The following is a 10,649-nucleotide window of genomic DNA, read 5'->3' on the forward strand; positions in this document are numbered from 1 at the left end:
TATCCACTATCTATGGATTCTATGCCAAAGTTGACCCCTATATGATGAACTTTCCAGTTTTGTACAGATGATCGCCGAAAGGTTAATATAACCTGATAATCGAGATATCTGTAACATAAGCTACAAAATCCCCTAATGTCTAGTATTTAAGATATTTCTGGTGTGTCACGGCCTGATTGAGATCACCAGGGTTAAGATGCTTTGGAAGATTCTGGTTTACTTTAGGAAATTGGTAGAGAAGGAGTAACAATGACAACACCGCAAGAAGTCTTGAAATTAATCCAAGACCAAAAAATTCAGCTGATCGATCTCAAATTCATCGATACAGTAGGGACTTGGCAGCACCTCACACTGTACCAAAACCAAATCGATGAGACTGCATTCACTGATGGCGTACCTTTTGACGGTTCCAGCATCCGGGGTTGGAAAGCGATCAACGAATCGGACATGACGATGGTACTCGACCCCAACACTGCTTGGATCGACCCATTCATGGAAGTCCCAACGCTAAGTATAATTTGTAGTATTAAAGAACCCCGCACGGGTGAATGGTACAATCGTTGCCCACGCGTTATTGCCCAAAAAGCAATAGATTACCTGGTTTCCACTGGCATTGGTGATACAGCCTTTTTTGGCCCTGAAGCTGAGTTCTTTATCTTTGACAGTGCTAGGTTTGCACAAACTGCTAACGAAGGCTACTACTTTATAGACTCACAAGAAGGTGCTTGGAATTCCGGTAAAGCTGGTACAGATGAAAAACCCAACTTAGGTTATAAACCACGCTTTAAAGAAGGTTACTTCCCAGTTTCACCGACGGATTCTTTCCAAGATATCCGTACAGAGATGCTGTTGACAATGGCACAATTAGGCGTACCAATTGAAAAGCATCACCACGAAGTTGCTACTGGTGGTCAGTGCGAACTTGGTTTCAAGTTTGGGAAGTTGATCGAAGCGGCTGACTGGTTGATGATTTATAAATATGTCATCAAAAATGTTGCTAAGAAATACGGTAAAACCGTCACCTTCATGCCAAAACCGATTTTTGGCGATAACGGTTCGGGAATGCACTGTCACCAATCCATTTGGAGAGACGGCCAACCCCTGTTTGCAGGTGATAAGTATGCTGGTTTGAGCGATATGGGGTTGTACTACATTGGTGGTCTTCTCAAACACGCACCAGCCCTGTTGGCAATCACTAACCCTAGCACCAACTCATACAAGCGCCTAGTACCCGGTTATGAAGCTCCTGTTAACTTGGCTTACTCTCAGGGGAACCGTTCTGCTTCTATCCGTATTCCTCTATCTGGCACTAACCCCAAAGCCAAACGTTTAGAATTCCGTTGTCCAGATGCTACATCTAACCCCTATTTGGCATTTGCTGCAATGCTTTGTGCTGGTATCGATGGCATCAAGAACAAAATCCATCCTGGTGAACCCTTAGATAAGAATATCTATGAACTCTCTCCAGAAGAACTGGCAAAGGTTCCTTCAACTCCAGGTTCTTTAGAACTGGCGTTGCAAGCACTGGAAAAAGATCACGCCTTTTTGACAGAATCAGGCGTCTTCACGGAAGACTTTATCGAAAATTGGATTGACTATAAGCTAGGTAACGAAGTCAAACAGTTGCAGCTGCGTCCTCATCCCTACGAATTTTACCTCTACTACGATGCTTAATGAAGAGTCGTATTTAACTAAAAAGTAATAAGCTTTGCCACCCTAAAGTAGAGGGTGGCTTTTTTTCCAGACTTGTCAGTTGAGACATTCACTAGACCTCTTGCATAAATCCAAAAAAAGAACCCCACCCCGCCAAAGCTACGCTTTGTCTCCCCTCCCAAAGAGCGGAGAGGGGTTGGGGGTGGGGTGTTAGGGACTTTTGCAAGAGGTCTACTCAAAAAATCCAGCTTATAACTCCTGAAACTTAGCTCATGGAAGCATGGCTGGGCCCATAAATCATCCGAGCGCTAGTATCTACTTTCCCTTGAATCGGGTTCCAGTAGTGAGATGCTTCCTCAGGAAGACCAAGTTCTTGTGCAGCCCGCATCAGCATTGATTGTTGGCGATTCTTGACTTGCTGATGTTCACGCACCATTAACGCACGAGATTTATCTGCGATAGACATAACGTATGAAACAGCACGCATCCGGCAACAGTCCATGCAGTTCCAATAATCAAATATTCTTTAATAAAATAATTAATATATTTTTTCTAAGTATTAACATCTACCTTAAGAGATAGTTTCAAACTACGTAAAAGCAAATATGCTGCTCATACAAAGTTATTTGCTTCGGTAAAGTCAACTTCCGGCTGTCCTTGATTGAGATTGTTCTCAATAACTTAAACAATCTGATATTTGTGTGTTCAGCTCAGACACTTTGTCTTAGATGTTCCCCTTGCCTAAATAATACTGATGCCTTTTGAGATCATTCCTGAAAGTTGAAAGGAAAAAACACATGGATATTATTGGTACAAATGAGGACGATTTTCTTGCTGGCACTATTGGCAGCGATCGCATTGATGCTTTCGATGATGACGATACTATTGTAGCCTTAGCCGGTGACGACGAAATCTTTGGTAACGATGGCGAAGACCTGATCGTTGGTGGAGCAGGAAACGACACAATTGATGGTGGGGATAGCGACGATTTAGTATTTGGAGATGCTGGGAACGACTCCATTGATGGCGACGATGGGGTTGACGTGATCAATGGGGGGAACGGCAATGACCGCATCATTGGTAACGATGACAATGACCGCATCTTCGGTGATGCAGGGAATGACACCATTAATGGTAATGATGGAGATGACATCCTCAATGGCTCTGATGGCGCCGACGTAATTTCTGGCGACGCTGGAAATGATCGAGTTTTTGCGGGTACTGGGAATGACACGGTATCAGGTAGCGGGAGTAATGACCAACTCAATGGTGATGCAGGCAATGATCTTGTTCAGGGTGAGGCTGGTAACGACACCGTATTTGGTGGGACTGGAGTTGGAAATGACACCCTTACTGGTGAAACTGGCACGGACTTATTGATTGGTGGAGCTGGAAACGACTCTTTATCGGGTGGTAATGGGAGCGATCGCCTGATCGGCGTTGAACCTTTTGCCCCAGGATTTGGATCGATTGTTAACGAAGTTGATACCTTAACTGGCGGGGCTAATGGCGATACCTTCGTCCTGGGAGCAGGTAGTGAAGTTTTCTATGATAATGGTGGAAATAGTGACTACGCCCTGATTACTGACTTCAACATCAGCCAGGACTCTATTGAACTACCTGAATCTACCTTTAGCTTGGGTATCATCTCTATTAATAATGTCGTGGGGACGGGGATATCTTTTAACAACGACTTAATCGCGTTTGTTCAAGGAGTTTCAATTTCAGATTTTAACGATGGTTTTGATTTCGTCTAAACACATATCACTATGAGTTGTGAACTTTGAAGTAAAAGGAACTGGAGAACTCGGAGCCCCTACGACCGGAGGGAGTGGGGATTAGGGGCAATGGGGATTAGGGATTAGGGATTGGGTGCCAAATCGAAAAATTATGGTGGGGGCTGTCTTGGAAAGTTCTAATCTAAGGAAACCTTAGCTGAGACTTTCCGCTTTTACCCACCACCAAATTTTAAAAAACTTTTTCCCAGTCCCCAGTACCCAGTACCGGAGCGGCTACCTGAACTCAAAAACCAAATCCATCCTGGTGAACCCTTAGATAAGAATATCTATGAACTCTCTCCAGAAGAACTGGCAAAGGTTCCTTCAACTCCAGGTTCTTTAGAACTGGCGTTGCAAGCACTGGAAAAAGATCACGCCTTTTTGACAGAATCAGGCGTCTTCACGGAATACTTTATCGAAAATTGGATTGACTACAAACTAGGTAACGAAGTCAAACAGTTGCAGCTGCGTCCTCATCCCTACGAGTTTTACCTCTACTACGATGCTTAATGAAGAGTCGTATCTAACTAAAAAGTAATAAGTTTTGCCACCCTAAAGTAGAGGGTGGCTTTTTTTTCCAGACTTGTCAGTTGAGACATTCAATCAAAAAATCCAACTTATGACTCCTGAAACTTAGCTCATGGAAGCATGGCTGGGCCCATAAATCATCCGAGCGCTAGTATCTACTTTCCCTTGAATCGGGTTCCAGTAGTGAGATGCTTCCTCAGGAAGACCAAGTTCTTGTGCAGCCCGCATCAACATTGATTGCTGGCGATTCTTGACTTGTTGATGTTCGCGCACCATTAATGCACGAGATTTATCTGCGATAGACATAATCATAGTCCTCTCTATTTCGTGAATATATAATTTTTTTTCCTTACAAAACTAATATAACAAAAATTCTGTAACATAAGCTACTTTTTACAAAAATTTATATTTTCTTTTGCTTACAGTTATCCGGCTTTGAGGGAAAATCTCTCCAATTTACTTTTGATAACTAAAATCATCTAGCTTCAGATTGGTTTGAGCTTAAAAACACACCTTACCCAAGACTGAACATTTTTTCGTTACTTTTATTTACACTTAGGTTCAACTCAAGTGATTAATTTTTGTAACTTTTACTCTTTTTTTCGTTGAAGCGGCACAAATACAGCACTCGCAAAAATTAAGTTACTATTAAATAAAGATTTACAAAAGTTTACATAATTTATGACAGTTACCTACCCGCGTAAATTTCAGAATGTTTTGAGTGCGAGAGATATATTAAAACGGGTGGTATGCGATCGCGAAATCCATCTGATTACCCTCAACCGCTACCGTTACAGTGAACAACGCAGTTGTAAAGACCTAACTGAGGTAATTGAACAACTTAATGGACAGCCACGGGAACTGGTGCGGGATTTGTCTCATCACATCTCAGATGAAGCTCGTCATGCCATGTGGCTAACTGACTTGTTGATTGATTTGGGAAGCGATATAGGAACTCCCCCTGGAACTTCCTATATTGATGAATTTGATCGGCTGCTCGACAAAGATACCTATGACCCAAAACACAACCTAGAGGACGGCATGATTGCTGCCTTGGCCGCAATTAACGTCACCGAAAAACGGGGCTGTGAGTATTTCTCTGCTCACATTCACGCCCTCAAACAAGCACCGCACACAGAAGAAAACATCAAAATTCGGGAAACCATTGAAAAAATTCTCCCAGAGGAAGTAGGACACGTCCGGTGGGGTAATCGTTGGCTAGGAGAACTTGCGCGTAAAAGTCCAGAACATCAGCAAAAAGTCGAGCAAGCCAAGCGAAAATATACTGCAATTGAACAAGCAGCATTTGAATCAGGAATGGATATCACCTTGGGTGCAGAACTACGGCGAGTTGCCAACTTGGTGGAAGTCGCAAATACCATGCCGCTTTGGCAACGTCCCCAATATCTGATGGAACGCTTACCCCAGACTTTGCTAGCGCCTGAGTTGCAATTTACTAGAATTCAAACTGCACAAAAGGCTTGGCAGCGCGATCCACAGATGTTTATTGAGAAGTTTGTGCCAATGTTCCTCAACGGCATCCAGGGAACAGAGAATAATCGCAAGAAAACAACGGTGTAAAAAGGCATTGGGCACAAGAGGCAGAGGTGCACAAGGGCAGAGGGGCAGAGGGGAAAAACTTACTGAACTTCTCCTCTGCTCCCCTACTCCCCACTCCCTTTCTTTAACTAAAATTCATCTAAAAAGACCAAATGCAAAATTTTGCATCTGGCCTTGGGTGTAGAATAATTAAAACGGCTAAGATGATCTGGCAGATCCTTTTTAATGTCGGGAGCCATCTGCGAGGAGAACGAACCAGGGGGCAAAAGTAGGTCAAGAATAGTAGATTTGTTAGCAAGTGCAATAAATCTATACTACCTGTGTTAATCCATACGCTAGATAAGCAAGAGATGAAACGAAAGAGATTTTATGCTTCGGCAAAGGACGTTAAACAGATGTCGGAGCTAAGATCGGTTACTTGCTTATGTAGATAACCACTTACTGAATGCATGAGAAGAAAATCTATTGGGGAATTTTGAGCGGCAGGATTGAGGCCAACTATATATACATAAAGCTTGCAGTTGAAATACTAAGCGATCGCTGAAGACTTTCGTGTGTCAACTGTATATATCTCTGCCAGAAAAGCTGTGTAACAGATGTGAGCATAACATCCTGTTTTGTGGTAATTTTGTTCCTTTGGGAAAAGAAGCATTACCCTACAGTAGTTAAACCACAGCATAGATATTTCGGGCTTTTTGTGTCACTTCTCTGCGCCCACTACCGCGATGACGTGGCGCATCATCTGAAGCTTGTTCAGATGCCGCCGAGAGCCACTGTTGTGAAGTAGGCGTGGAAGGCAGCCCTGTTGATAAGTGATTGACCATTGCTTGGCAGTTAAAAGCTAAGGGGCCGAACACCAGACTCGAAACTAAAAGTGAAATGGCAGCACGCATAGCAGATGTCTATTTTGGAACTCTCCTCTTCACTGATACTTAGCTTTTTAATGAATATCCGGACAATTAATCAAAAAGTATTCTGTTTTACTGAAAATAAACTCTTCTTATCCTCTGTTTAAATATTCGACTAATAACCAATTACCAGAGTGATTGTGACGACCCCACAATGTAACTAATTGTTCGTGGGGATAAGCGCGTAATTGCTCGTCGATATGCGATCGCAAAGTCACAAGCTGCCAACTTTGCCCTTGATATGCGGCTGGGGCTGTGACAGTGAATCTATATTCCTGGTCTTCCAAGCGGTAAAAGATGCCTTTAAAACAGTTACTTTCCTGAATTAATGCTTTGTCAAAAGCAGAATCAGGGCAATCGCCACTAACTGGATAGGCTTGTGGGTTATCTAAGTAATACAGTTGCCAGTGCTGCCAATCCGAATGATTGGGAGGTAGATTAAAGAAAGGAATAATTAGCGCTTTTGAGCGATTATCTTCTAATAAAGCCGTTTGCAGTGTCCTAACAGGTAAATCTCTCGGCTGGCAGTTTAACTCAACACATATCGCCGCTGCCATCCCTGCTGCTTGACCAATTCCCATAACCACAGGTTGTAATCTGGTGGCGCCATTGGCAATGTGGGAGACAGAAATATTCTTTTCACAGACCAAGAAACCATCTGTTGTGGCCGGAATTAGACAACTGTAGGGAATTGTAAAAGGAGTCCCCGTCCAACGTCCGCCCCAGCGGATAGATTTTGGTTGTAGTGGGAATTGAACGCCAGGATAATGATGGTCATTGGCGTAATTACCAACTGCGATTGCATCATTAAATATAGATGCAACTCTACCTTTGGCGCTCGGCAAAATATCCCGTTCTCGGACAATAGTTAGCCCCACCAAGCGGCGGCTTTCCCGGTAATAGGGATGTAGTGCAAAAGCTGTAGAAGTGTGAGGAAATACTTTTTTTGCTAAACCATAACGACGACCAAGCTGTTTTTGGATAAAATGAGCAAAATTTTGGCTGTGCCAGCGAGATTCTTGGATGAATTCACGTCTGGATACATCTGACTCTATCAATCGCCCTACCCCTTCGCCGTAGTCATTGCCACAGATTGGCCAATTCATCATAAACAGGCCACCAGGCAAACGTCCATAATTTAAAAATGTCTCTGCTCCATAGCCATCCCAAGCACCTACAAACTGGGATGGATTATAGTCAGATGCAGCCGGAATCTCTGGTGCGATCGCTTCACCAAAGTCTTGCATAATCACTACATAAGTGGGCGCTTGCACAGGATATTTCTGAGTTAAAAAGTTAAAAGTCACTGGGGCGCTGGGTTCTCCCCACTCAGATTGCAATTCCCAACCCCAACGGTAAGGTATATCAGCTAAAGCTAATAAATCTCCTAACTCTGTGCCGTCGAGAATAATCTTGGCTGTGACAGCAAAATCAGCAAAGCGGACACCAGTAATCGAATCACCTTGTCGGAACACCTCTAAAGGCACTTGTCCAGAAATCCAGTGCAAATTGGGCAATTCCTGCACCCAATCTGCAAAAATCTTTGCTCCAGTTTGGGGATCGTAACTAAAAAAGCTTACCCAGCTATTATCTAATCCTTCAGGCTGTCGTTGTCGCAATTCTTGCAAAAACGCACCCCATAACCCTGTTTGAAAGGCTTCTAATTCATTACCATCGGGTACAGATACACCAGCGGAAGTTAGCATTCCTCCCAACCAAGGAAATTCACTCACCAAAATGGTTTTAGCTCCCCGTCGCGCCGCTTGGATAGCAGCCGCAGTCCCTCCGGTTCCGCCACCGACGATTAAGACATCAGCTATGTATGTCTGATGAACCATGACCAAATCCTCTACCAGGGTTAGCTATCTAGCTGATTTCGGTTGATCCTTGGCTCTACTTTTATCAGCTGAGTTTATAATTCACTTCTAGAAATCAGCTTTTGTCAAGTTTAAATTGATGGGTAAGCACTTAAGTTCTTACTACAAACGATCAAAACTAGTTTGACAAGGTATTTAGACAAATACGTATTAAATATTACATTTTTCTTTTGAGGAAGTATAGGGTCTTGCATTTTACACATCTGTATGTAAAGATAATTTTACATAAAACACTGTAAATCTATCAAGTTACCGGATTTGCGAAATCTTTTAATCTACCTGATTGCAGATGAAAGCGATCAGTAAATATTCATTTGGCAATTAGCAATGAATAACTAAAATCTAAATAATAATTTGCTTTAGTGTAAATCGCACTGACAGAGTAAAGAAAAAGAAGAATTTAAACTAAAAAATAATGTGGATTGTTAAACTTGCTCTTCGTCGCCCCTACACCTTTGTAATTACTTCCATACTTATTTTTGTCTTAGGAGTAGTTACTATTACGCGCATGGCAACAGACATTTTTCCAGAAATATTCCTGTTGTCAGTGTAATTTGGTCTTATGGTGGTGTCTCACCAGAAGAAATGGAACAGCGTATCGTTACAGCTAGTGAACGCTCTTTTACAACCACTGTTAATGATATTGAACACATCGAATCACAATCACTCAATGGTGTTAGCGTCATTAAAGTTTTCTTCCAGCCAGGAGCAAAAATTGAGGCAGCAGTAGCTCAACTTACTTCTAATACTCAAACAATTCTCCGAGGTTTACCTCCAGGAATTACACCTCCTTTAATTATTCGCTACAATGCCTCTAATGTGCCAATTCTCCAGCTAAGTGTTAGCAGCACATCATTATCAGAGCAAGAACTTTACGATAATGGCAATAATTTTCTACGGACTCAGCTAGCGACTGTTCAAGGTGCATCTGTACCGTTACCTTATGGAGGTAAACCTCGGCAAATTATGGTAGATATTGACCCACAGGCACTATTTGCCAAAGGTCTTTCAGCTACAGATGTCACAACCGCAATCAGCGCCCAAAATCTTATCTTACCTGGGGGGAATGCCAAATTAGGCGATCGCGAGTACAGTGTTCGACTCAATAGTAGTCCACAAGTCCTAGAAGCCTTAAACAATTTACCAATTAAACAGATCAACGGCACGATCATTTATATACGTGATGTTGCCCAAGTCCATGACGGCTTTGCTGTGCAGAACAATATTGTCCGTCGAGATGGGAAACGTTCTAGCTTATTAACTATTCTTAAAAGTGGTAGTGCTTCAACTTTAGATGTTGTAGCTAGAGTCAAAGAAAGACTACCAAAAATTCAAGCTACATTACCCAAAGAATTAAATTTAGATATCTTATTCGATCAATCGATATTTGTTAAAGCTTCCATCCACGGAGTATTAACCGAAGGATTGATTGCTGCTTGTTTAACTGCCGCGATGATTTTATTATTTTTAGGCAGTTGGCGCAGCACTTTAATTGTGGCAATCTCCATCCCTTTATCAATTATTTGTTCGATTATTGCTCTACGATTGATAGGACAGACTTTGAATATTATGACTTTGGGAGGACTATCTCTAGCAGTTGGGATTTTAGTTGATGATGCCACAGTAGAAATTGAAAAATCGTAATTTGGGACAAGGAAAACCTTTGCAACAAGCTATTTTAGATGGTGCACAACAAATAGCTGTTCCCGCTTTCGTTTCCACCTTGGCAATCTGTATTGTTTTTATCCCGATTGTCTTTTTAACAGGAGTAGCACAATCGCTGTTTATGCCTTTAGGAATGGCGGTTGTTTTTGCTATGCTTGCCTCTTATTTACTCTCACGTACAGTAGTACCAATGTTGGCAAAATTTCTGCTTGGTAAGGAACTACATCTTTATACTGAACATGAAAATTTAGCTGATAATGGTAATGGTCATATATCTACCCAACTTCCCAAAAAAAATATTTTCTGGCGTATTCATGAGCAGTTTAATCGCCAATTTGAGAAATTTCGCCAAAACTATCGAAATACTTTAGCCAAAGCTCTAAATCATCGCGGTATAGTTTTTGCGATGTTTGGGGCTTTTTGGGTAAGCGCCTTAGTTTTACTACCTTTTGTTGGTCAAGACTTTTTCCCTCAAGTAGATGCAGGTCAGTTTCGCTTGCATGTCCGCGCTCCTGCGGGAATCAGACTTGAGAAGACAGAACAGATTTTTACTCAAGTTGAAAATGAGATTCGCCAAGTTATTCCTGAGGAAGAATTAGAAATTATTCTTGACAATATTGGTCTACTCATATCTTGCACCTGGAAATAGTAATGTCAATTCCATGACTAAGTGCTAAGGG

At 42.1% G+C, this 10,649-nt stretch carries 9 protein-coding genes and 1 pseudogene; 6 read left to right on the top strand and 4 right to left on the bottom strand.

The features are described from left to right. The first annotated feature begins 249 nt into the window (after positions 1 to 249). Positions 250 to 1,674: a type I glutamate--ammonia ligase gene (gene glnA / locus HWQ58_RS30425; RefSeq protein ID WP_292871310.1), complete on the top strand. Its 1,425-nt coding sequence runs from the start codon at positions 250 to 252 to the stop codon at positions 1,672 to 1,674. 244 nt (positions 1,675 to 1,918) lie between these two features. Here the strand turns inward: glnA and HWQ58_RS30430 are convergent, their stop codons facing one another. Further along, positions 1,919 to 2,119 carry a hypothetical protein gene (locus HWQ58_RS30430; RefSeq protein WP_292871312.1) on the bottom strand — a complete coding sequence of 67 codons (201 nt, stop codon included), beginning with the start codon at positions 2,117 to 2,119 and terminating at the stop codon, positions 1,919 to 1,921. 331 nt (positions 2,120 to 2,450) lie between these two features. Between HWQ58_RS30430 and HWQ58_RS30435 the strand changes: the two genes are divergently transcribed. Both HWQ58_RS30435 and HWQ58_RS30440 read left to right on the top strand, forming a co-directional pair. After that, positions 2,451 to 3,410, top strand: a complete 960-nt coding sequence (locus tag HWQ58_RS30435; protein ID WP_292871314.1) for a calcium-binding protein — start codon at positions 2,451 to 2,453, stop codon at positions 3,408 to 3,410. Between the two features lie 264 nt (positions 3,411 to 3,674). Further along, positions 3,675 to 3,941: pseudogene (locus tag HWQ58_RS30440) on the top strand (type I glutamate--ammonia ligase); the annotation flags it as partial. A 123-nt stretch (positions 3,942 to 4,064) separates the two neighbouring features. On the opposite strand, the gene HWQ58_RS30445 reads toward HWQ58_RS30440, so the two are convergent. Then, positions 4,065 to 4,265 (bottom strand): hypothetical protein, encoded by a 201-nt coding sequence (locus HWQ58_RS30445; protein ID WP_292871312.1) that lies wholly within the window; start codon positions 4,263 to 4,265, stop codon positions 4,065 to 4,067. Positions 4,266 to 4,640: 375 nt separating this feature from the next. On the opposite strand from HWQ58_RS30445, the gene HWQ58_RS30450 reads away from it, so the two are divergent. After that, entirely contained in the window at positions 4,641 to 5,540 is a 900-nt protein-coding gene (locus HWQ58_RS30450; protein WP_292871316.1) for a ferritin-like domain-containing protein, read from the top strand. A 644-nt stretch (positions 5,541 to 6,184) separates the two neighbouring features. Here HWQ58_RS30450 and HWQ58_RS30455 read toward each other — a convergent pair. Continuing rightward, complete coding sequence (locus HWQ58_RS30455; protein WP_292871318.1) at positions 6,185 to 6,412, bottom strand: hypothetical protein; 228 nt, start codon at positions 6,410 to 6,412, stop codon at positions 6,185 to 6,187. A 107-nt stretch (positions 6,413 to 6,519) separates the two neighbouring features. Continuing rightward, positions 6,520 to 8,265 (bottom strand): FAD-dependent oxidoreductase, encoded by a 1,746-nt coding sequence (locus tag HWQ58_RS30460; RefSeq protein ID WP_292871320.1) that lies wholly within the window; start codon positions 8,263 to 8,265, stop codon positions 6,520 to 6,522. A 624-nt stretch (positions 8,266 to 8,889) separates the two neighbouring features. Between HWQ58_RS30460 and HWQ58_RS30465 the strand changes: the two genes are divergently transcribed. Together HWQ58_RS30465 and HWQ58_RS30470 are read left to right on the top strand one after the other, a co-directional pair. After that, complete coding sequence (locus tag HWQ58_RS30465; RefSeq protein ID WP_292871322.1) at positions 8,890 to 9,948, top strand: efflux RND transporter permease subunit; 1,059 nt, start codon at positions 8,890 to 8,892, stop codon at positions 9,946 to 9,948. After that, on the top strand, positions 9,935 to 10,618 hold the full coding sequence (locus HWQ58_RS30470; RefSeq protein ID WP_292871324.1) for an efflux RND transporter permease subunit: 684 nt from the start codon (positions 9,935 to 9,937) through the stop codon (positions 10,616 to 10,618). Before HWQ58_RS30465 ends, HWQ58_RS30470 begins: the two co-directional genes overlap by 14 nt. The last annotated feature ends 31 nt before the right edge of the window (positions 10,619 to 10,649 follow it).

Source organism: Nostoc sp. LPT (assembly GCF_017115165.1).
Classification (GTDB): Bacteria; Cyanobacteriota; Cyanobacteriia; order Cyanobacteriales; family Nostocaceae; genus Nostoc.